At 43.2% G+C, this 20,580-nt stretch carries 24 protein-coding genes and 1 pseudogene; 4 read left to right on the forward strand and 21 right to left on the reverse strand.

Translation table 11 applies throughout. The features are described from left to right. Nucleotides 1–1,164: a hypothetical protein gene (locus GPK58_RS02790; RefSeq protein ID WP_022427139.1), complete on the forward strand. Its 1,164-nt coding sequence runs from the start codon at nt 1–3 to the stop codon at nt 1,162–1,164. Here GPK58_RS02790 and GPK58_RS02795 read toward each other — a convergent pair. Together GPK58_RS02795 and GPK58_RS02800 are read right to left on the reverse strand one after the other, a co-directional pair. After that, nucleotides 1,134–2,024 (reverse strand): amidohydrolase family protein, encoded by an 891-nt coding sequence (locus GPK58_RS02795; protein WP_215638152.1) that lies wholly within the window; start codon nt 2,022–2,024, stop codon nt 1,134–1,136. The two genes, GPK58_RS02790 and GPK58_RS02795, sit on opposite strands and share 31 nt — an antisense overlap. A gap of 5 nt (nt 2,025–2,029) precedes the next feature. After that, a complete protein-coding gene (locus GPK58_RS02800) occupies nt 2,030–3,190 on the reverse strand; it encodes an alanyl-tRNA editing protein (protein ID WP_114001503.1) in 1,161 nt (386 codons plus the stop codon). Nucleotides 3,191–3,331: 141 nt separating this feature from the next. Here GPK58_RS02800 and GPK58_RS02805 point away from each other — a divergent pair, with 141 nt between their 5' ends. From GPK58_RS02805 to GPK58_RS02815, 3 genes are read left to right on the forward strand one after another with little or no spacing between them, the layout of a single operon-like run. Beyond that, entirely contained in the window at nt 3,332–3,865 is a 534-nt protein-coding gene (locus GPK58_RS02805) for an RNA polymerase sigma factor (RefSeq protein ID WP_021652820.1), read from the forward strand. Continuing rightward, nucleotides 3,866–4,360 carry a hypothetical protein gene (locus tag GPK58_RS02810; RefSeq protein WP_022427141.1) on the forward strand — a complete coding sequence of 165 codons (495 nt, stop codon included), beginning with the start codon at nt 3,866–3,868 and terminating at the stop codon, nt 4,358–4,360. It begins immediately after the preceding gene. 4 nt (nt 4,361–4,364) lie between these two features. Then, nucleotides 4,365–5,051 carry a hypothetical protein gene (locus GPK58_RS02815; RefSeq protein ID WP_195634947.1) on the forward strand — a complete coding sequence of 229 codons (687 nt, stop codon included), beginning with the start codon at nt 4,365–4,367 and terminating at the stop codon, nt 5,049–5,051. A 61-nt stretch (nt 5,052–5,112) separates the two neighbouring features. Here the strand turns inward: GPK58_RS02815 and atpC are convergent, their stop codons facing one another. The 19 genes and pseudogenes from atpC to GPK58_RS02910 all read right to left on the reverse strand — a co-directional run bounded on the left by atpC (nt 5,113) and on the right by GPK58_RS02910 (nt 20,570). Further along, a complete protein-coding gene (atpC, locus tag GPK58_RS02820) occupies nt 5,113–5,520 on the reverse strand; it encodes an ATP synthase F1 subunit epsilon (protein WP_015525582.1) in 408 nt (135 codons plus the stop codon). Between the two features lie 9 nt (nt 5,521–5,529). Beyond that, the gene (gene atpD / locus GPK58_RS02825) at nt 5,530–6,927 is read right to left on the reverse strand and encodes a F0F1 ATP synthase subunit beta (protein WP_015525581.1); all 1,398 of its coding nucleotides are present in this window, start codon (nt 6,925–6,927) and stop codon (nt 5,530–5,532) included. 5 nt (nt 6,928–6,932) lie between these two features. After that, complete coding sequence (atpG, locus tag GPK58_RS02830; protein WP_022427144.1) at nt 6,933–7,823, reverse strand: ATP synthase F1 subunit gamma; 891 nt, start codon at nt 7,821–7,823, stop codon at nt 6,933–6,935. 8 nt (nt 7,824–7,831) lie between these two features. Beyond that, nucleotides 7,832–9,340 (reverse strand): F0F1 ATP synthase subunit alpha, encoded by a 1,509-nt coding sequence (atpA, locus tag GPK58_RS02835; RefSeq protein ID WP_021652816.1) that lies wholly within the window; start codon nt 9,338–9,340, stop codon nt 7,832–7,834. 7 nt (nt 9,341–9,347) lie between these two features. Next, nucleotides 9,348–9,851, reverse strand: a complete 504-nt coding sequence (gene atpH / locus GPK58_RS02840; protein ID WP_015525579.1) for an ATP synthase F1 subunit delta — start codon at nt 9,849–9,851, stop codon at nt 9,348–9,350. Then, the gene (atpF, locus tag GPK58_RS02845; protein ID WP_022427145.1) at nt 9,832–10,332 is read right to left on the reverse strand and encodes a F0F1 ATP synthase subunit B; all 501 of its coding nucleotides are present in this window, start codon (nt 10,330–10,332) and stop codon (nt 9,832–9,834) included. Before atpF ends, atpH begins: the two co-directional genes overlap by 20 nt. Nucleotides 10,333–10,382: 50 nt before the next feature. Then, complete coding sequence (gene atpE / locus GPK58_RS02850) at nt 10,383–10,601, reverse strand: ATP synthase F0 subunit C (protein WP_021652814.1); 219 nt, start codon at nt 10,599–10,601, stop codon at nt 10,383–10,385. A 62-nt stretch (nt 10,602–10,663) separates the two neighbouring features. Next, nucleotides 10,664–11,329 carry a F0F1 ATP synthase subunit A gene (locus tag GPK58_RS02855; RefSeq protein ID WP_084449196.1) on the reverse strand — a complete coding sequence of 222 codons (666 nt, stop codon included), beginning with the start codon at nt 11,327–11,329 and terminating at the stop codon, nt 10,664–10,666. 191 nt (nt 11,330–11,520) lie between these two features. Then, a complete protein-coding gene (locus GPK58_RS02860; protein ID WP_015525577.1) occupies nt 11,521–12,501 on the reverse strand; it encodes a biotin--[acetyl-CoA-carboxylase] ligase in 981 nt (326 codons plus the stop codon). A 276-nt stretch (nt 12,502–12,777) separates the two neighbouring features. Further along, nucleotides 12,778–13,764, reverse strand: coding sequence for a helix-turn-helix transcriptional regulator (locus GPK58_RS02865; RefSeq protein WP_215638153.1), 987 nt, complete (start codon nt 13,762–13,764; stop codon nt 12,778–12,780). An 18-nt stretch (nt 13,765–13,782) separates the two neighbouring features. Next, entirely contained in the window at nt 13,783–14,037 is a 255-nt protein-coding gene (locus GPK58_RS02870; RefSeq protein WP_059086214.1) for a hypothetical protein, read from the reverse strand. A gap of 254 nt (nt 14,038–14,291) precedes the next feature. After that, on the reverse strand, nt 14,292–14,984 hold the full coding sequence (locus tag GPK58_RS02875; RefSeq protein ID WP_215638154.1) for an LrgB family protein: 693 nt from the start codon (nt 14,982–14,984) through the stop codon (nt 14,292–14,294). After that, nucleotides 14,981–15,343, reverse strand: a complete 363-nt coding sequence (locus GPK58_RS02880; protein ID WP_015525571.1) for a CidA/LrgA family protein — start codon at nt 15,341–15,343, stop codon at nt 14,981–14,983. The genes GPK58_RS02875 and GPK58_RS02880 overlap by 4 nt, the downstream gene beginning before the upstream one ends. A 282-nt stretch (nt 15,344–15,625) precedes the next feature. Then, nucleotides 15,626–16,093: a metallophosphoesterase family protein gene (locus GPK58_RS02885; RefSeq protein ID WP_022427149.1), complete on the reverse strand. Its 468-nt coding sequence runs from the start codon at nt 16,091–16,093 to the stop codon at nt 15,626–15,628. A gap of 189 nt (nt 16,094–16,282) precedes the next feature. Next, nucleotides 16,283–17,470, reverse strand: a pseudogene (locus GPK58_RS02890) (endonuclease Q family protein); the annotation flags it as partial. Between the two features lie 177 nt (nt 17,471–17,647). Next, nucleotides 17,648–19,318 (reverse strand): caspase family protein, encoded by a 1,671-nt coding sequence (locus tag GPK58_RS02895; protein ID WP_215638155.1) that lies wholly within the window; start codon nt 19,316–19,318, stop codon nt 17,648–17,650. 28 nt (nt 19,319–19,346) lie between these two features. Then, nucleotides 19,347–20,009, reverse strand: coding sequence for a hypothetical protein (locus GPK58_RS02900; protein WP_215638156.1), 663 nt, complete (start codon nt 20,007–20,009; stop codon nt 19,347–19,349). A 20-nt stretch (nt 20,010–20,029) separates the two neighbouring features. Further along, nucleotides 20,030–20,386 (reverse strand): leucine-rich repeat domain-containing protein, encoded by a 357-nt coding sequence (locus tag GPK58_RS02905; RefSeq protein WP_215638157.1) that lies wholly within the window; start codon nt 20,384–20,386, stop codon nt 20,030–20,032. After that, nucleotides 20,370–20,570 carry a hypothetical protein gene (locus GPK58_RS02910; RefSeq protein WP_215638158.1) on the reverse strand — a complete coding sequence of 67 codons (201 nt, stop codon included), beginning with the start codon at nt 20,568–20,570 and terminating at the stop codon, nt 20,370–20,372. The genes GPK58_RS02905 and GPK58_RS02910 overlap by 17 nt, the downstream gene beginning before the upstream one ends. Nucleotides 20,571–20,580: the final 10 nt, after the last annotated feature.

Consider the following 20,580-nt stretch of genomic DNA (forward strand, 5'->3'; position numbering starts at 1 on the left):
ATGAAAAAACTGTCTGCTGCATGTATGATTCTCGGCCTTTCCCTTTTTGCGGGAGGCTGCAGCAATGATCAGATCGATGATCATATTATTTCTCTTCAGGATAAAATTTCAGACGTTACTGCTTCAGATTCCACAGAACAGGAAGATCAGGAGCCTTCCACGGAAGAACGTGTTTATATGGATGAGCTTACCGGCACACTGCTGGATTTTGACGGTACACACCTGACGATTTCCAGCAATGGAGAAACCTATGTATTTGATGTTTCCCAGACAAGGCTTGAATGCAAATACGGCGTTGTATCCAGTGATCAGGTCAGTGTGATCTACCAGGGACAGCTTTCCGGAACAGATATCAGCGCCATTTCCCCCATCAAAATAACCGACAAATATCATAATGAAACTCCTCTGGAGGACCGCACTTTAAAGGGCAAAGTGAAATCACTCACCTCCAATGCCCTTGTGATAGTTACAGAAAAGGGAAATACCGTAACCTTCCCTGTCACCGGAGTCAGACAATACTACAAAAAAGGCATCAAGGCCGGCAAGTGGGTCTATGTCCATTTTCGCGGTAAATTCATCAACGAAACCCTCGTGGGTGACAAGCAGTATGACGGCAGCTTCACAAAAGTGATCAGTGTCTCCGATACGGATCCACTGAAAGTACCTGCAGCAACTCCTACGCCTTCCCCTGAACCGAAAAAAAAAGAGCAGCATCTCCGTGCAAAGATCGTAAATGTCAGCACCGGCACAATGACTGTCATTCCGCAGACCACAGGATCGGAACTGACTGTTTCACTTTCCTCGGTTCCTGTATATTTCAAAGGAGGAATGGCTCCGGGATCTTATGTAAACATTATCTATACCGGTAAATTTAATGGTGAATCCACCAGCGGCATGAAGATCCGTGGAATCACCGGGGAGGATCCGGACATACTTTCAGTACGCAACATTACTTCTACTGTAACCGGCACGATCCTGGGCACAACCGCCAATACCGTGCTGCTCCAGACATACGACGGCGTAAAGATCCTCTGCAGCCGTGAAAACGTTCCGGACCTTTCCTCAAGCGGAATGGAAGAAGGTGCCGATCTCCGGGTTACTTTCAACCCTGCGAAATCACGCACCTCCAATATTTATACCTGTATTAAATTCGAAGACCCGTGACGGAAGATGGTACGGATCCTTTTTTCTCCATCTTCCATCCAGCTTCGTACTGCCTGCGTATCACCCAGTATATCAAAAAAAGCTCTGCTTTCATCCTGTACACCCTGGCCGTGAAGAACCTGATATGCACCGGCATCGCTTCCTACTGCCACATGAACCTTCTTTTCAAAAGCTTTCTTCAGATTCTGCTCGCCTGCCTTTATAATAGATGCAAGGATCGTATCTTCAAATCTGCCGCAGCCTTTAAGATTCCGCACAGTTACAAGTGTCGGAACCCACACGCTTTCGCTGTCTGCCAGCATGGAAATCGTCTCATCATCCATATAGTTCCCATGCTCAATACTGTCAACACCAGCCTCCACTGCTGCCTGTACGCCATAGCATCCATTTGTATGGCTCATCACGGCAAATCCCTCTTCATGAGCAATATGTACCATTTCTTTCACATCCGTTGCTGAAAGCGGCGTTCCCGTAATTTTTCCGTGGTCTGCAAAATCCAGAAGCCCTGTAGTCATGATCTTGATAAAATCCGCACCTTCAGCGGCAGCTTCCAGAACTCTTCTGTGATATTCCTTCATGTCTGAAAAACTTTTTCCAACGATCTTCCCGTAATGACCCTCTTTATAAATGGCAAAAACCGGTGTGCGATAGTCAATTTCATATTCCGGGGCCAGTCTGGCAGCCCGTTTTGACACACCGTAATGATCTCCTCCGTCTCTCACAAAACGGATTCCTCTTTTCCGGTATTCCTCAAAATGAGCACGGATCAGTGCATCCCGGGGCCCGTTTTTCTGTGTCTCAACGGCTTTCCGGTAATCATAGCCATTGAGAAATATATGTGCATGACATTCCCCAAACATTTTCATCACTGCTCAAAAAAGTTTCGGATCTCTTTCTCAGATGCCTGCACCGACCCCTGTACAAAGAACGGCTTTCCGCCTCCGCGTCCGTTTAATTTCGCATTCATCTCTTTTGTAAACTGACGGAGATCGCCGTCTTTTTCGCCCATTGCATACTTGTAGCTTCCGTCTGCATTTCCGGAAAATACCGCACAGCAGCCCTGGCAGGTCTGCGTCACCGCATCTGCAAGCTTCCGCACACTGTCTGCATCCATTCCATCCATAAAGATGAGAACGCTTCCGCTTCCTGCATAACGCTCTGCCTCTTTCCGGCACATGTCGTCTACCAGCTGCCCAACCTGTCCTTTCAGTCGGAAATTCTCTTCCTGAAGGCGTTCCACTGCCTGCGCAGTCTTATCCATTTTTGCGGAAAGCTTTACAGAAATCTGGTGGTTCTGGTCATTGACCATGTTCAGATAATCCAGCACACGTTTTCCGCAGATCATCTCAATACGGACACCTTCACGAAATTTTTCCACGGAAAGAAGTTTCACCATTCCGATCTCTCCGGTATGTGTCACATGAGTTCCGCAGCATGCACAGATATCCACCCCTGGAAATTCTACGATCCGCACCTGACCGGTGAGCTCTTTTTTGCTTCGGTAGTCGATTTTTTCCAGTTCCTCCGCTGTAGGATATATGATCTTTATCTGCGTATCTTCCCATATCTTTTGGTTTGTTTTCCGCTCGATCTCAGCAAGCTGCGCCTCATCCAACGGGCCATTAAGATCTATGGTAATGGTATCGCTTCCCATATGAAAGCCTACATTATCATATCCGTAAGCCTCATGGATCAGTCCGCTCACCATATGCTCACCGGAATGCTGCTGCATCAGATCAAATCTTCTTGCCCAATCGATGCGTCCCTGTACTTCTGTTCCGGCTTCCATCGGCTGATCTGTATAATGAAGAAGTTCTCCCTCCTTTTCATGCACTTCCTTTACTTTCACATCGTTGAGATATCCGGTATCGCTTGGCTGTCCGCCGCCCTCCGGGTAAAAAGCGCTCTCATCCAGAATGATATGAAAACCTTTTTTTGCTTCTCTGCACTCCAGGACTTTGGCTGTAAATTCTTTTTTATATACATCTTCATAATATAAACGTTTCGTCTCTGTCATTTGTCTCATCCTTTCTGCATCTCTGCTTTGACGACTTATAGTATAGACCAAATTTTCTCTCCCCGCTATATAAAAACGGCATTTATCCAATGATTTACATATTTTTCTATAAAAGCTGAAGGCTTTCCTTCAGGTTCCGCGTTATAATAAATGAAGCGGGAAGAGAAGGGAGCTGATTGCATTACACGGGAAGAATATCTGGAATATCTGATACATACATACCAAAACTTAATATTTTCCATTTGTCTGAAATCGGTGGGCAATCCCTTTGACGCCGAGGATCTGACACAGGATGTTTTTCTTTCCGCCTACAAAAATCTCTCCCGTTTTGATGGCACCTACGAAAAAGCCTGGCTCAGCAAGATCGCAGTCAGAAAATGTCTGGATCATCTGAAAGCAGCTGGCAGACGTACCATTCCCACAGAGGACACCTATTTTGAACAGCTCCATGATAAAGAGTTTTCCCCGGAGGAGGCATTTCTGGACAAAGATTTCAAGGATCGGATCCGGCATTTATGTGCAGCGCTGAAAAGCCCCTACAGGGAGGTTGCCCTTGAGCATTTCTGCGAAGAAAAAACCGCCGCAGAAATTGCAAAAGCGCAGAATAAAAATATCAAAACAGTCCAGACGCAGATCTACCGGTCCAGATCTATGCTGAAAGCACTGCTGGAAAGGAGTGATTAGATGCACATACCACAGGATGAATTACAGAAATTCCAGGACGGAACCATGAATACGGATGAAATGATCCATTTTCTGGAGCATATGGAGCAATGTGACTTCTGTCTGGATGAACTTCTTCAGAATGAGGATGCCGCTTCTGAGTATGCTCCATCCTATCTGCAGGATGAAATTCTGAAAAAAGCAGCTTCTCCGGAAGTTCAGGCTTCCAGAAAAATACATGAAACTGCTTATTGGATGAAGCTTCTCTGTGCAGGCTTACGGACTGCCGTAGGCATGGGTGTTGCGCTGATCATGCTTTTTTCTGTATCTCAGACAGATTTTACGGCTCTTCATCCTTCACCGGAAACAAAAGTTAAGATTTCTTCATCCCTTGACATTGGTTCCGGCCTAAACCAGCTTTCCATGCAGGTAGGTTCCCAGCTCAGTGAACATTCTCAGAAGATCAGTAATAATCTGAACGATCTTACGAATAAAATTATAAACGGAGGCAAGTAAATTTATGAAAAAACAAAAACATGGTTTCTGGGTATTTATCTTTTCCCTGATCCCCGGTGCCGGGGAAATGTACATGGGATTTAAAAAACAGGGACTTAGCATTATGCTACTGTTCTGGGGATCGATCGCACTGGCATCCATAACCGGTCTTGGATGGCTGGCCATGTTTCTCCCGGTGATATGGTTCTATAGTTTTTTTAATGTCCATAATCTGAAATCCCTGTCAGAAGAAGAATTCTACTCTGTAGAGGATAATTACATTCTTCACATGGATCAGTTTTCCGGTGATATGGGAAAATTCTTACAAAAGCATCAGAGTGCAGCTGCATGGATTCTGATCCTGTTTGGTATCTGTATCCTGTGGAGTCGTTTCACAAGTCTTCTGTACTTCATTGTACCGAATAATATGGCCGACTATGTATACAATATCTGCAACAGCCTTCCGCAGATCGTCATTGCTGCAGGTATCATTGCTGCAGGTATTTATCTTCTTACTCAGCAGAAAAAGAAACTGAAACAGGAAACCGAAACAAAAGATGAACATTACTGGGAACCCTATCGTCCATATCAGCAGCTGACAGAAAAGCCTGTTCATACTTCTGATAACTCAGACAAAGATACAGCTTCTGAAACTTCTTCCATTACTGATCCGGAAAATACCGAATCTGATCCTGCTTCATCCACAAAATAACAGAGAAAAAAAAGATCCACTGCCAGTTTCCTGACAATGGATCTTTTTATATGATTTAAATTTACTGCTTATGTGTTACTTTAAGACGTGTCATCGCTCTCGCAAGTGCCATCTGGTTCATATGATACTCCTGGATGCTCTGTTTCTGACGAAGCTGCTCTTCTGCACGTTCCTTTGCTTCCTGAGCACGGCGGATATCAATCTCGTCCGGACTCTCTACGCTGAGGCAGAACAGCTTGGCACGGTTATTGATCATCTCAACAAATCCGCTGCTCACAGCAAACACATACTCATTACCGTCAGCATCCTCAAAACGCATCTCACCGGGAATGATGGCAGCTACAACATTCGCATGATGGGCAAGAAATCCCTGCTCACCATCCACTGCCGGGATAATAAGCTTCTGAGCACGTCCTGCATAAGCCAGTTTATTGCTGGCATATATTTCCAGGCCAAATGTCTCACTCATAGCTGCTCCTTACTGCCGGTTCTCCTCGGCTTTTGCTTTTGCAATTACATCATCAATGGTTCCAACATTAAAGAATGCGTTCTCCGGATAATCATCCATCTCACCGTCAATGATCGCCTTAAATCCGCGGATCGTCTCTTTCAGAGGTACATATTTACCTTTGATACCGGTGAAGTTCTCAGCTACATGGAACGGCTGGGAAAGGAACTTCTGGATCTTTCTTGCACGGAATACTGTCTGCTTATCTTCCTCTGAGAGCTCCTCCATACCAAGAATAGCAATGATGTCCTGAAGTTCTTTATATTTCTGAAGGATCTCCTGTACTCTACGTGCAACCTCGTAATGTTCCTCACCAACAATATCTGCCTCCAGGATACGGGAAGTAGACTCAAGCGGATCTACGGCCGGATAAATACCCTGCTCAACGATCTTACGCGAAAGAACGGTTGTTGCATCCAGATGGGCAAATGTTGTTGCCGGAGCCGGGTCAGTTAAGTCATCGGCCGGTACATATACTGCCTGTACAGATGTAACAGAACCTTCCTTGGTAGATGCGATCCTCTCCTGAAGCTCACCCATCTCAGTTGCCAGTGTAGGCTGATATCCTACTGCGGACGGCATACGTCCAAGCAGAGCGGAAACCTCAGATCCTGCCTGTACAAAACGGAAGATATTATCAATGAAAAGAAGTACATCTCTGTGCTCCTGATCACGGAAATACTCTGCCATGGTAAGTCCTGTCTCAGCAACACGCATACGTGCTCCAGGCGGCTCGTTCATCTGTCCGAACACTAAGGCTGTCTTTTCAAGAACACCGGATTCCTTCATCTCTGTCCAAAGGTCATTACCCTCACGGGAACGCTCACCGACACCGGTGAAAATAGAATATCCACCATGCTCGGTAGCGATATTCTGGATCAGCTCCTGGATAAGGACTGTCTTACCAACACCGGCACCACCGAACAGACCGATCTTACCACCTTTTGCATATGGAGCAAGAAGATCGATAACCTTGATACCTGTTTCCAGGATCTCAACTGCCGGTTTCTGCTCCTCAAATGAAGGCGGATCACGATGGATGACCCAATGCTCTTCACCGTCCAGAGAATCACCGCCATCTACGGTATCTCCAAGAACGTTGAACAGACGACCAAGTGTTTTATCTCCAACCGGAACCTTGATACCGCTTCCGGTAGCTGTTACTTCTCTGTCTCGCTGCAGGCCCTCGCTGGCTCCCAGCATGATGCAGCGTACGATATTATTTCCAAGGTGCTGGGACACCTCCATAACGCATCTCTTACCGTTGTTCTCGACTTCAAGGGCATCCTTGATATCCGGAAGCTGTCCGTCTTCAAAAACAACGTCTACAACAGGTCCCATAACCTGTACGATCTTACCTTTATTCATAGTCATCACTTCCTTTTTTGTGCTTTAGCACCGCTGATAACCTCAGTGATCTCCTGGGTGATCGCAGCCTGACGTGCACGATTATACTGAATGGAAAGATCCTTCAGCATCGCCTTCGCACTATCTGTAGAGGACTGCATTGCTGTCATTCTCGCACTGTTCTCACTGGCATATGCCTCTACAAGACATCCATAGATCACACCTGTAAGGTAGTTGGGGATCATAGTATCCAGAAGCACATCTGCAGACGGAGATAACACGATCTCCTCCTGATAAATATCTGCCGGGATCTGACCCACCTTAAAATCAGCCTTTTTCAGCGGTAAAAGCTGCATATTCACATTTTCCATTGCCATCGCATTCAGCATCTGTGTATAGACAATGTGAATTTCATCCAGCTCTCTTTCAAGAAATGCCCGTACGATCTCTTCCGTGATAAGGCGTGCTCTGTGCATAGTCGGCTTCTGCACGGTATAATGAAAACCGCCGTCCATATCCACATCTCTCTTGCCGAAATACTGACGCCCTACCATACCAAGGACATACAGCTTGTGATGTCCCGGTACCTCTTCCATGAAATCTTCTGTCATTTTCTGTACATTATGATTGTATGCACCAGCCATACCTTTATCACCTGTAATGACAATGGTACCTACCTTTCTTTCATCCTTCGGAACAAGATGACGCTCACTGAAGAAAGGATGCTGAATGTCCGGCATATGACGGAGGATCCTGGCAATGGCAGCCTGCATATTATAGAAATATGGTTCCGTATCCTGCAGGATCTTCTTGGCCTTCTGCATCTTGGAAGAAGAAATCATGTACATCGCATTGGTGATCTTCATGGTGTCCTGAATGCTTTTCATACGAGTCTGTATTTCTTTTGCATTTGCCATATCAACACCTACCTGCTCTTATCTCTGAATTCTTCTGCCGCCTTTACGATTTTCTCTACAAGCTCATCAGAGAGCTGCTTTGTAGTCTCGATCTCTTTGCCGATCTCAGGATATACATTATCAAAGTACTCCAGAAGATCCTTCTGATATTTCTTGATCTCTTTCTTTTCTACATCTACCATCAGCTTGTGAGTCGCAACGCAGAGAGTAATTACCTGCTGATGAAGACTTAACGGGCTGCAGAGCGGCTGTTTCAGAAGCTCCATCAGACAGCTTCCGTATTTCAGCTGTGCAGTTGTAGCCTCATCCAGATCTGAACTGAACTGGGTGAACACTTCCATCTCTCTGTACTGTGCCAGGTCGATACGTACACTACCGGAAGCTTTCTTCATAGCCTTGGTCTGTGCAGCACCACCAACACGGGATACGGAAAGACCAACATTGACTGCCGGACGCATACCTGAGAAGAACAGATCACTTTCCAGGAAGATCTGACCATCTGTGATGGAAATTACGTTTGTAGGAATGTATGCAGATACATCACCGGCCTGTGTCTCGATGATCGGAAGTGCCGTAATGGATCCGCCGCCTGCCTCTTCACTCAGACGGCTGGAACGCTCCAGAAGTCTGGAATGAAGATAGAATACGTCACCAGGATATGCCTCACGTCCCGGAGAACGCTCAAGCAGAAGTGACAATGCACGATATGCCACTGCATGCTTGGAAAGATCATCATATACGATCAGTACGTCTTTACCCTGATACATGAAATACTCTGCAAGAGCAGTACCAGCATAAGGAGCAATATACTGAAGCGGTGCACAGTCGCTGGCTGTTGCGGAGAATACGGTTGTATACTCCATTGCACCGTATTTTTCAAGATTGGAAACTACCTTTGCAACGGTAGAAGCTTTCTGTCCGATAGCAACATAGATACAGATCACATCCTTACCTTTCTGGTTGATGATCGTATCGGTTGCGATGGATGTTTTACCTGTCTGTCTGTCGCCGATGATCAGCTCTCGCTGTCCACGGCCGATCGGGAACATGGAATCAATGGAAAGGATTCCTGTTTCCAGAGGTACAGTTACAGACTTACGGTCGATGATTCCAGGAGCCGGGTTCTCGATCGGGCGGTATTCCTCTGCCTGGATCTCTCCCTTTCCATCAATAGGCTCACCAAGTGCGTTCACGATTCTTCCGATAAATTTATCCCCTACCGGAATACCTGCCTGCTTGCCAGTTCTGGCAACCTTGGTGCCTTCCTTGATTCCTGTATCCTTTCCGAAAAGAATACATCCCATGCTGTTGGCACGGACATCCTGTACCATACCTTTCAGACCATTCTCGAAGGTCACGACCTCACCGTACATGGCATGATCGATGCCATAAACAGTTGCGATACCATCTCCCACGGAGATGACAGTGCCTACTTCCTGGTCCTTGCTGATTTCGTCATAGTTCTTTATTTCTTCCTTGAGAATCGAAATGATTTCATCTGGATTTATTGCACCCAATTCAATTTCACCTCCGGGTTAATTTCTGTTTCAGTTTCTTATAACGTCCGATGAGGCTCCAGTCGTACTCACGATCTCCTGCCCTGAGAACAAATCCACCTACAAGGCTTTTATCCTCTGTAAGGGTAAGTTCCACTTCTCTGGCAGAAAACTGGCTACGGAGAAACTCCTTCATCTTATTTTCCTGCTCTTCGGCAGGACGTGTTACATAAAGAAGCTCTGCCTTGAGAATTCCTTTCTGTTCCCGGCTGTAAGCATCATAAGCTTCAAGGATCTCTCCGATTCTGTCAATCTTCTGATACTTACACGTTACTTTAAGAAAACTCTTCATTTCCTGCGGAAAAACCCGCTCTATTACCTGTTCTTTTTCTTTGAGGGAAACAAGTGGATTTTCAAGCATCTTACCTATCTCAGGTGTATTCTTAAAAATCCTTCCTGTTTCGCAGATTGCCTCCCCCGGGACAGAAAGACCGTATAATGCTTTTGCATAATTAATGGACGTCTCTGTCATGAGGATCACCTGCTCCTTCTAAAAACTGGTCATATAGGGACATATCCTGTGCTTCGTCGTTCTTTTTTCCCATGATTCTGGATGCTGCATCCATTGCCAGCTCAGCCACTTTGCCTTCCATCGCTTTCATAGCAGCTTCCTGCTCAGTGCTGATATCTCTTCTCGCTTTCTCAAGAATCTGACCAGCCTGATCATTAGCTCTCTTCACGATGCTGTCTGCCTGTACTTTTGCCTCGTCCTTAGCCTGCTCTACAATACTGAAGGATTCCTCCTTCGCAGATTTCAGTGCATCCTCATACTGTCCTTTCAGCTGGTTTGCTTCAGTAGTTGTCTTCTCTGCTGAAGCAAACTGCTCATCGATCATAGCTTTTCTCTTCTCCATAACACCAATGATCGGGCCGAAAAGGAACTTCTTCATTAAAAGATAAAGAACGATCAGGTTTATAATAGTAAAGACAAGGTTGATATCAATTTTAATCACCTGGTCCACCTGCCTCTCTTAATCCTGAATTAGTATCTCGTCTTTACCTATTAGCCAAGCATGATGATGATCAGAAGACCGATTACGAAACCGTAAATAGCTGTTGCCTCTGCAAGAGCACATCCAAGAAGAAGTGCTTTACTGATCTTGCTCTCTGCCTCTGGCTGTCTTGCGATAGCTTCTACTGCTTTAGATGTTGCAAGACCGATACCAATACCTGCTCCAATACCTGTAAGAACTGCGATAGCTGCACCAATTGCGATTAACATAGTTTTTTCCTCCTGTAAAATACAATTTTTTCATTTTTAGATCAAGCGGATCTTCCGCTTCACTACTCAATTGCTTCCTTAATGAACAAGGATGTTAAGAATACAAATACATACGCCTGTATGAATCCGTCGAAGAAATCAAAATACAGGCTGAATGGTATGGGAAGAATGGCCGGACAAACAAACTCCAGCAGCTTCATAACTACGAAGCTTCCCAGAACATTACCGAACAACCGCATGCAGAGAGATGTAGGTCTGATCGCTATTTCCAGAATGTTGATCGGAAGCATGATCGGAACCGGCTCCGCAAAGCTTTTCAGGAAACCCTTCAGTCCCCTTTTATGAAAGCCTGCATACTCGATCAGAATAATGCTCATCAGCGCCAGCGCAATGGTAACATTCATGTCCTTCGTTGGTGGTGTAAAACCAAATACGCCTGCGATATTGGCTATTCCGATGTAAATTACGGTTGACATCAAATAAGGCACATACTGTTTGCCTTCTTCTCCAAGGATACCCATGAAGAAATCCTGAAGAAAACTTACCCCGGTCTCCAGAAGCAACTGCTTCTTACCCGGATTTTCCACACTGAGATTCCGAACTAAGATCAGAGACAGAATCACAAGAACCGCCATGATGACCCATGTGACTACCACGCATTCTGCAATTGGTATTCCACCAAACGCCGGAATGGTAAAGGCTGTCTTACTGTTTAGTTCTTCTGCCAGTGTACTTGATAAATCTCCCGTTTTTCTCCCTCCTTTTCTCTTGGCGCTGATCGTATCTTTTTATAATTGGTATGACCACGCCTTGTAGTTGACTTTATTTTACTCCGCATTTCCAGAATGTCAATATTATTTTTGCCTGTTTTGCACAAAAAAGAATCTGTTTTTTATACAAAATATACAATTCATTTCAATTAACCTTGATCCGACTTCCTGCGTACAGATACTTCTCCATAAGAAAGCAGGGTTTCTGAACCATCCTGTTCTCTCACAAGAAGCCTTCCATCTGGTGCTATGGATTCTGCATAAGCTTCCCTTGTACACTGTCCGTCTGTGATCACGATCATGTTTCCAGGAATGATATTATTTTCTGTATATTCTCTGGAAAGTCCCGGAGTCTCCACTTCCATGAGAAGCTGATTGACGATCTCCGCCACAAGAATACTGCAGTTTATATGCTCTGCGTCATTCCTGTTTTCAAATAATGCTCCAGCCGTTTCCTGTATATCTTCAGGAAACCCATCTTCCGGCATATACAGATTCAAACCAATTCCTACAACTGCAAACTCAATGTTCCCGCTTTCAAAGTCTGTAACAGCCTCTGTCAGTATCCCACACACTTTCTTATTATGAAAATACAGATCATTGACCCATTTGATCCCAAGGTCGATCCCGCAGATTTTCTTCACTGCACGGCACACTGCAGTTGCCGCCGCTGTAGTGATCAGGAGTCCTTCCTTCAGAGTTCGGTCAGGTCTTAGAACGATACTCATATAAAGTCCTGCATTTTCAGGAGAATAAAAACTTCGGCCTCTTCGGCCTCTTCCGCTTTTCTGTCTGCGCGCCAGTATCAGTGCACCATGACCTGCTTCTCCTGAAAATGCAGCCTCCTTGGCTGCCCGGTTTGTAGAATCCAGTTCTCTGTATATTTTTACAGGGACATCCGGATGATCGAGGTAAAGCCGTATTCCTTCTTCCGATAAACGGCTGCCTCCTCGAAGCACATAGCCTTTGTTTGGTCCAGCTTCTATGGTATATCCCTCTTCACGAAGGGATTTCACAGCTTTCCAGATGGCTGCCCGTGTGCAGTTTAGTTCTGCTGCTGCCGCCTCTCCGGATATCAGTTCATTCTCGTGCTGCTCCAGAAGCTTCAGCATTCTTGCTTTTACAGTCATATCTTCACCGTCCGTAATCTGCCTGAAATGGCAAAATTTATTCCCTCCTAAGAGTCGAAAGCATTATAGCACTTAAGCATCGCGATGTCTATTATCTTTTTTACATATGCTATCTATATTATTTTTATATTTCAGATGCAGCTATTATATGATTTTTCTCATTTTTGTCTGTTTTCATTTATTTTTTTATATATTATTTCTGTTGAAAACCTGCAGACTCAGGAGTGAATTTTCCTGAATCTTTATTATATACAGATTTTCTTTATCATATATTTATCATTTGTAATTAGAAAGACTTTTCTCAAGAAATTCCCGGTACTTATCGCGAACCTCATCCGGTGACGCGATCACCGCATCCGGGCCAAGACTGGCTATCCAGCCAAAGAACTGGTCACTGATATTTACACGAACCAGTGTTTTGAAATGTTCAGGATCCTTCCTATGTATCATAATATCTCTGCCAAACCGATCCAGCACCACCCCGACCAAGCGGTTATGTGCTTCCAGACATATGGTTACTTCTCTGCCGCCAAACATCCCGAAGGTCCTGGATGTCAGCTCCCCTATATCATAATTCTCAAAAAATTCTCTGCCGCGTCGCACCTCCTTCTCTATACGGATCTGCTGGAGCTTATCTACCTGATACTGCTTAACCCTTCCACACTTCTCGTCGTAAGTGATCAGATAATACTCCTCATTCTGCCATACAAGTCCCCAGGGACTGACCGAATATCGTTCTCCCTCATTCTCCGGACGCAGCTTCTTCTCCACAGTCCATTCACAATATTGAAAAGAAATCTGCCTGTCCTCAGTTAATGCACGCTGGATCATATCAATACTGTAATACACATTCTCGTTTATAGTCCGGATACGGTTCTCTGCAAATCCCTGTCGCCGCAGCTGTCTGGACTCATAAACACTGGCAAGGCTCTCCAGCTTCCTGATCAGCTGTCGGGATTTCCCATTGGTGATACATCTGGAGGACTGTACTGCATCCACCAGAAGTCTCAGCTCCGGAAGCTCAAATTCCCGACTGGCAAGATAAAAACCGGCCGGGTGCTCCCGCCGGTTGAGGATATCCATTCCAAAATTCCGCAGGGTTTCAATATCATCATAGACAGTCTTACGCTCTGCACTGATCCCCAGACTATTCAGATAGGAGATCAGCTCCTTCACAGACATCGGATGCTCTTCGTCCGTCTGCTCCAGAAAAATGCGCATCAGATATAAAATTTTAATCTTCTGGTTAAAGACCCTTGGCATCCTTTCTCCTCCGTTCTGCTACTTGTCTGTCAGTGATGCTACCACTGCAAAATATAATACCATGAATGACAATACAACAGCAACGATATCTGCTCCGCGGAAATCAAAATTAAACAGCATCGCCCCGCCAAGCATGATCTCCATTGTAAGAAGTGCGCCCAGTACCATTGCCATTCCTGAGGAAAGCTTCTGTCTGCCGCAATGTCCGTTCTCAGCTTCCACATATCTTCCTTCTGCCAATACTGCCTTCCTGCTGCTCTCTGTATTCCACATAAGATCCATCCTCCCTGTCCTATGTTCGTCTCACGATTTATCGAACATATTTTCCAAACATATTTTCTGTATGTTTGCATTATAGCTCATTTTTAGTCCAATAAAACGGTACAAATATGGTTTTTCCGAACATTTGTTTATTTTATACAAAAATATGTTCGTCTTTAAGATCCACAAAAAAAGCCTGCCGTAAACGACAGACTTGTAAAATGTGACACTTTGAAAGGGCATTTGAAATCCTATGATATCTGCTTTTACATCATTCCCGCAAACACAGACGCTCCTACAACCGTAAGCAATCCGGCTACGGCAATGGCAAGGCTGCTCATGGCTCCTTCTACCGGGCCAAGCTCCATGGCTTTGGCTGTTCCGATAGCATGGGCAGATGTTCCAAGTCCAAGACCTCTTGCGATCGGCTCCTCGATCTTTGCGATCTTGTAGACAACCTCTGCGAGCATATTTCCCAGAACTCCTGTGATGATGATCACGGCAACGGTGATGGTCACGATACCGCCAAGCTCCTCGGAAACACCCATTCCGATGGCGGTTGTGATAGACTTCGGAAGCATAGTGACATATTCCTGATGATCAAAGCCAAACAATTTCGCCATAAGCAGAATGCTGCAAAGCCCGGCCAGCGTTCCGGAAAAGATCCCGGCAGCCACTGCCTTGAGATTTTTTTTCAGCAGATGGATCTGCTCATAAAGGGGCACTGCCAGACAGACTGTTGCCGGGGTCAGCAGATAGCTGATATATTTTCCACCTTCATTGTAATCATCATAATCAATATGGAAGATCAAAAGAACACCGATAACACAGATGATCGAGATCAAAAGCGGATTAAAGATTGCCATTTTAAACTTCTTTTTCAGGATCAGACTGATCTCATAGGCGATCAGACTTATCATTGCTCCGAAAAATGCGGAGTTTTTTATGAATTCCATCATTTTTCAGTTCCTCTCTTTCCCATACGGATCACTCCCTGTGTTACTTTTCCTGTTACGACCATTACGATCACCGTGCTGATAAACGTCATGATGAGAACCGGTACACAGATCGGTTTCAGAGTACTCCAGGCTGTGATCAGTCCCGCACCAGCCGGCACAAACATCACCGGCATGATCTCAACCAGAAAATCTGCCGCACCTTTGACCTGATCCAGCTTCAGAATACCTGTGAGCAAAGCCACCAGCATAATGATCAATCCATAGACACTGGCCGGTACCGGAAGTGGAAGAAAGGTTTTCAGTAATTCTCCAATGACGGAAATCAACAGGATGATGCTGAACTGCTGCACATGCTTCATGTTGCATCCCTCCTGATTCATGTAAAGCGCATATTCACATTTTGCTTTACTGCATACTCATGAACACAGCTGCGTTCAAATTCTGTGCTCAAACGAATTTTCCAAAAGTGGTAAGACCACTTTTGTTTTAAACGTTTTTTTATTATACGCTACAAATCCAAAATTACAAGGATTGTATCCAATAAAATACAAAAAATCCTTTTATGCATCAGCGTATTCCAGTAATCTACAGAAACGGATCTGCATAAAAGGATCTAAAAGGATCTATAAACAGGGGTATGATCATTTCCTGGAATTTTCCGCCAAAATGATTTTTTCCACTTGATATTTGCCATCCTCCACAGTCATCACCGCCATGGTAACCTCTCCGCCAAAGCGACTTCTTCCACAGCTTCCCGGATTCAGCCACAGTCTGCCATCGATCATCTTCTCAAAATATTTGTGAGTATGCCCGAAGATGACCACCTGTGTGTCCCCCAGCTCCCACGCAACGTCTTTTTTGTTATGAACCATAAAAAATTTTACGCCGCCAATGGTAAAGCTTAGACTGGTGCGGAGATTTTCCGCCCAGTCTTTATCATTATTTCCACGGACCACATAGAGATTCCCCATGGAACGCAGTACATCCAGGATCTCATCTTTATTGACATCTCCGGCATGGAGAATGTATTTGCAGTCTTTTAAGATTTCCAGTACCTCAGGCCGCAGAAGACCGTGAGTGTCTGATATGATGCCGATTTTTTCTTTCATGATCTCTATCCTGCTCCAATCCTTTATCATTATCGCCTTTTACCTTTTGCAGCTCACGCTATGACCGGCAATACTCTTCACAATACATAAATATTTAACAGCTGCTTCTTTTCACACTATTTCAGAAATTTTCTTAATTGGATCAAGCCGATATTCGCAACCCCGCAGAGGACTTACCTGATTCGCTTAAAACAATTCTATTTTTCCATATTCTCCGTCAGATCCCGGTTTCCGCACCACTTCTCCTGCACGGAGCCGCCGGATGCCTTCCGCCAGAACTTCTCCGCCGGCTTTTCGGATATCTTCCGGCGGAACCTCTCTCAATATGGTAAATTCCGCACCCAGTCTTTCAAGCAGCGCCTCGTACTGTCCCTGAACTTTTTTGCTTGCCGTGGAAAATCCCACGCAGGCGGAGATCACCTCCGGTAGCGGCATCAGGCTTTCATAAGGACGGCCGCTTTCCGGCATGGCCACTGAACTCTCGTCACGATCTGATAACTGCAGGATCCTGTGATCCACACCCATGGTCAGCTTCTTTCCGCAGACCGGGCAGATACCGTTATACCTCTCTGCCTCTTTCGGACTCAGGCACACGCCGCATTTCCGGTGTCCGTCATAATGATACTTTCCCTCTTCCGGAAAAAATTCGATGGTGCCCGTAAGTCCTTCTCCCTTCTGCACCGCATTCCACAAGCCCCGGTAGGAAAGCTCAATATCCAGAAGATCTGCTTCCCGTCCAAGTTTTGACGGGGAATGTGCATCAGAGTGTGATACCAGCTGATATCCATCCAGCGCCGAAATCTGCCAGTTCATCACTGGATCTGAGGACAGTCCGGTTTCCAGTGCATGAATGTACGGAGTCAGATCCTCAAAGCACTCTTCTATGGTATCAAAACCGGACTTTGCCCCAAACAGGGAAAAATGTGGCGTCCAGATATGCGCCGGAATATACATGCCTTCCTCACTGACTTCCAGCATGATCTCCAGAAGATCATGACAGGGCAAGCCAAGGATCGGACGCCCGTCTGAGTGTATATTTCCGATCTTTTCCAGCCTTGCGGCAAAATCATCCGCTTCTTTGAATCCGGGAAGCAGGATCAGGCTGTGCACTTTCCTGGTTCTGCCACCTTTTTTATAGATGGAACTGATCTCACCGGACAGAACAAAACTGGGTGCTTTTCCCGGATACCGGGCGGCCTCCGGCAAAATATACTCTTCTTTCAGCCGGAACAGCCCCTGCTCTGCCGGAATCAGCTTTTCTTTCAGTTCCTGCCTCCAGACAGGGTGTGTCATATCTCCCGTTCCAATCAGCGTAATCCCCTTTTTCCTGGCCCACAGATCCAGCATCTCCACGGTCCCGTCTCTGCTTGTTGCCATGGAAAATCTGGAATGGATGTGTAAATCTGCGATCTGCTTCAAAATTTTCCCTCCTGTATTCTTTTCAAAAGCCTCTGTAAATCTTTTGCATATTATTATAATTTCCTATATTCAATATGTACATCCTTTTCTCAACAAAAAGAAGCTATGTTTCCATAGCCCCTTTTATTTTGATTTTTATACTGTTATTTGTTTAAATGATATCTCTTTTAACCCATTAGTATTATATTTCTGACGCAAATTCGAATATTCTGTATATGTAATTTTCCGTTTATTATAATAACATATTTCCTTATATTCTGTTCTATTCTTTTCCATTGTATATTGTAACTGTCTTGTTACTACTAATTTTCCTGCTTTTATCGTAAAATATCCCAAATAATAAAAATCACTGCCACCCATCTTCACGATGAAATTCTTTCCGGATATATAATAACCTCCTCGTTTCCCACTACCGCCCACGTAAAGTAACGGTTTCACTTTATTATTATAGTATGTTAAAAGTAATATATAATTTCCATCATACGGCGAATTTATATCTGAATGAAGAATTAATTCTTTTATACCATCTTTATTTATATCTGTCACCTGATAATATGTAAATTCATTTCTATTCGCTATACACTTCTGTAGATCTTGGCCAAAACATCTCTGTACATTATATCTTCCATTTTTGCTTTTAAGAACTTTCTGATACCATATACCGCCTATTTCTGTTACCTTTTTTGCATTGGAAAATCCACTATATACATATTTGCCATTTTTCTTTTTTAATGCACGTATTTTTACATACATGGATTTTCCATTTCCAATATTAATTATTGTTTTTGACAAACTACCTTTTATTGTTTTACATTTTGTATACTTTATTTTTTTTGTATTTGAAGTATATATCACATATCCAGATACTCCTGAAATTTTATCCCATGTTATTTCAATTTTATTTTGCTTTGAATTATCAATTTTTTTAATCTGAGGAGTTTTTATCTTTCCTAATCCCGAATTTGCAGATGCTAAGCTATATATTGGTGTATTTTTATTTTTTTCTGAACAGTATCCCGGTGTTTGATATTTTTTTGATGGAACTTTATGATATTCACTTACTTTATCAATATATCCATTTATTGATACCCCTAACTCTTTTACAGTTAAAACACCATCTTTATTCTGATCTCCTCCAATTTCTCCGTTATACCCCATCATTTGAATAACTGCTTGTCCGTATACAGAGTAGGGTAAGCTCTCATTTTTATAGCTCGGCTCATTCTTTTTCGATGACCAGAATAGAGAAATCTTATTCTTCTTGTCTGCCGAAAGTTTATTATATGCCTGCTGAACTGCACCAGATTCGCATGCATGAATAATCACAACCATATGTTTACAATTAACACTTCCAAGCTTATTTAGAAGTTCCTTATATCCATACCAAGAAAGTGGAATGCTATCATTGCCTATTTTTTTGCTGTTTTTCAGCAAAATCCCCATGCCCTTAGTAAGTCCCTCCATTCCATGCCCACTATGGAAAAAGAATGCCGTATCATTTTTCGTACAATTTCTATACGCAGTATCAATTGCCTTTTGATAAGAATCTTTTCGTGTTCCTCCTGTATCTGTATCATAGCAAAATGTATATACAGAATTTTCAAGGAATAATGTATTTTTCTGTAAAATTTTTACCATTCCATCCTTATCGCCATTCCAAGTTCCTGCACCACTGACTACTAATGAATAAGATTTACTCTTAGCAGCCAATACCGTTGTTTGAGTTGACACAATTAACGTCATTATAAAAACAACACCCATTATCATATATTTAATACTATTGTTTACTGTTCTTTCTCTCTTCATATTCTCCCTCTTATTTTAAATATTTTTATTAATACATTTTTTTCCACACCCATTGACTGTATGGCCCATAAACATTTTTCCCTTTGACAACTTTATATGCCCTTACTCTGAATCCAAATTTGTAAACATCTGAAAATTGAATAGATGCATATGTTTGTTTTGTCCTCTTTAAATAACTATATCCATTACTTCCATCCCAACCATATTCTTTTGTTTCCACTATATATCCATCAGCATTTTGTACTTTTTTCCAAGTTGTTCTATATTCTTGTCCAGATGCAGAGGGTGCTGCCGAGCTCCAATATTTAATTGGGGTTAATTTAGGCGAACCTAATTTAATACTTCCTGTAACATTTTTGCTTCTCGCACTATATATGCGTTTATTCTTATATGTCTTGTACGATCTTATTGAATATTTATACTTCTTTCCAAATTCAACCTTTTTATCTATCCAAGTTGTTTTTCTTCTATTTTTTATTTCATTCAGTTTCTTATTATCACGATAAATAATATAACCTGAAACATTCTGGCATTCTTTCCAAGTTATCTTTAAATATCTAGCATTTACTGAATTTATACTTTTTATTTTTGGCTCTTCTAACTTTGATGAAGCATTTATCTTTAATGGGAAGGTAATAAATATTAACAAACAAACTGTTACTATAACTAATCTTTTACAACTGATTTTCATTCTTAAATCCCCCTTTAGTTTCAATTATTATATTGAATCTCTGTATCTAATAATGCCTCATTATCATCACCTATATTGATTTTTTTCCATAATTTCTCACTTCCCGTATAATAAACTATTTTTAAATTATCACACATTTCGAATGCGCCCTGATCTATCTTCGTTAAACTTGATGGAATAGTAATCTCTGATAATTTATCACAAGAATAAAAAACAGATTTCCCTAATTTTTTCAATTTTTCAGGTAATACAATTTTGGATAATTCACTACACACGTCAAAAGCACCTCTTTCAATAGATGTTATACTATCAGGTAATTTCACCTCAGATAAATAAAAGCAACTATTAAATGTTCCTTCTTTAATTTCCTGGTCCATGTTTTGCTTCCTTTCCCAAAATCAGAGTTTTTATAACGCTTACCAATAATATTATCGCCATAACAATAACATAATTTTCTGCAATCCACTCTCCCAGAGTTCCTACCGTTGTTATACCTAACACTATTAAAACCAACATAGCAGCTCCAATTAGTCCCAAATCAAAAAAGAAAAATATGTACATTCCCATCCTC

This window comes from Blautia sp. MCC270 (genome assembly GCF_018785605.1).
GTDB classification, from domain to species: domain Bacteria; phylum Bacillota; class Clostridia; order Lachnospirales; family Lachnospiraceae; genus Blautia_A; species Blautia_A fusiformis.

Bases quoted from the DNA above. Each gene is read 5' to 3' on its own strand.
- GPK58_RS02810 (WP_022427141.1), top strand. From the start codon at position 3,866: ATGCACATACCACAGGATGAATTACAGAAATTCCAGGACGGAACCATG.
- GPK58_RS02790 (WP_022427139.1), top strand. From the start codon at position 1: ATGAAAAAACTGTCTGCTGCATGTATGATTCTCGGCCTTTCCCTTTTT.
- GPK58_RS02900 (WP_215638156.1), bottom strand. From the start codon at position 20,009: ATGAAAATCAGTTGTAAAAGATTAGTTATAGTAACAGTTTGTTTGTTA.
- atpH (WP_015525579.1), bottom strand. From the start codon at position 9,851: ATGACAGAGACGTCCATTAATTATGCAAAAGCATTATACGGTCTTTCT.
- atpD (WP_015525581.1), bottom strand. From the start codon at position 6,927: ATGAATAAAGGTAAGATCGTACAGGTTATGGGACCTGTTGTAGACGTT.
- GPK58_RS02875 (WP_215638154.1), bottom strand. From the start codon at position 14,984: ATGATGGAATTCATAAAAAACTCCGCATTTTTCGGAGCAATGATAAGT.
- GPK58_RS02815 (WP_195634947.1), top strand. From the start codon at position 4,365: ATGAAAAAACAAAAACATGGTTTCTGGGTATTTATCTTTTCCCTGATC.
- GPK58_RS02880 (WP_015525571.1), bottom strand. From the start codon at position 15,343: ATGAAGCATGTGCAGCAGTTCAGCATCATCCTGTTGATTTCCGTCATT.
- atpC (WP_015525582.1), bottom strand. From the start codon at position 5,520: ATGAGTGAGACATTTGGCCTGGAAATATATGCCAGCAATAAACTGGCT.
- GPK58_RS02805 (WP_021652820.1), top strand. From the start codon at position 3,332: ATGAAGCGGGAAGAGAAGGGAGCTGATTGCATTACACGGGAAGAATAT.
- GPK58_RS02795 (WP_215638152.1), bottom strand. From the start codon at position 2,024: ATGTTTGGGGAATGTCATGCACATATATTTCTCAATGGCTATGATTAC.
- GPK58_RS02910 (WP_215638158.1), bottom strand. From the start codon at position 20,570: ATGTACATATTTTTCTTTTTTGATTTGGGACTAATTGGAGCTGCTATG.
- GPK58_RS02895 (WP_215638155.1), bottom strand. From the start codon at position 19,318: ATGAAGAGAGAAAGAACAGTAAACAATAGTATTAAATATATGATAATG.
- GPK58_RS02885 (WP_022427149.1), bottom strand. From the start codon at position 16,093: ATGAAAGAAAAAATCGGCATCATATCAGACACTCACGGTCTTCTGCGG.
- GPK58_RS02870 (WP_059086214.1), bottom strand. From the start codon at position 14,037: ATGTGGAATACAGAGAGCAGCAGGAAGGCAGTATTGGCAGAAGGAAGA.
- GPK58_RS02860 (WP_015525577.1), bottom strand. From the start codon at position 12,501: ATGACTGTAAAAGCAAGAATGCTGAAGCTTCTGGAGCAGCACGAGAAT.
- GPK58_RS02865 (WP_215638153.1), bottom strand. From the start codon at position 13,764: ATGCCAAGGGTCTTTAACCAGAAGATTAAAATTTTATATCTGATGCGC.
- GPK58_RS02905 (WP_215638157.1), bottom strand. From the start codon at position 20,386: ATGGACCAGGAAATTAAAGAAGGAACATTTAATAGTTGCTTTTATTTA.
- atpE (WP_021652814.1), bottom strand. From the start codon at position 10,601: ATGTTAATCGCAATTGGTGCAGCTATCGCAGTTCTTACAGGTATTGGA.
- atpG (WP_022427144.1), bottom strand. From the start codon at position 7,823: ATGGCAAATGCAAAAGAAATACAGACTCGTATGAAAAGCATTCAGGAC.
- GPK58_RS02800 (WP_114001503.1), bottom strand. From the start codon at position 3,190: ATGAGACAAATGACAGAGACGAAACGTTTATATTATGAAGATGTATAT.